1 protein-coding gene is annotated in these 387 nt (G+C 58.9%); it reads right to left on the bottom strand.

Annotated elements, in window-relative coordinates; genetic code table 11:
- On the bottom strand, positions 1 to 387 hold a 387-nt coding region (locus tag AC1D0P_RS31435), incomplete at both ends, for an ABC transporter substrate-binding protein (protein WP_477680304.1).

Below are 387 nucleotides of genomic sequence, written 5' to 3'. Positions count from 1 at the left end.
CTTCCCGTCCGGCGTCGTTGGCAATCGCGTAGGCTTCGAGAAGCGCCTGGAGGAAACGAACAACCACGTCACCGTGGGCGTCCAGCCAGCTCTTGCGGCCGATGACAGCGGCGAAAACGATCTCGGGAATGATGTCATTGATCTCGCCAATCAGATTGAAGCCCTGCCGCTCAGCCAGAAAATTCCACGGTGCGGGCTGCGGTGCACAGTCGATCTCTCCAGCCTGCAGGGCTTCCCAGCGCTTGGTATGGATGCCCGCAAGCTCGAATTCGTAGTCTCCCGGATACTGCAAGCCTTCTTTGGACAGCAGCATCTGGGTGTAGATCGCTGTCCCCTCGGTGAGAGACGACGTCCCGATCTTCTTGCCTTTGAGCTCCCTGATTGACC

The organism is Polaromonas sp. P1_G2, from assembly GCF_056405515.1.
This window is presented reverse-complemented; position numbering and strand designations above follow the sequence as displayed.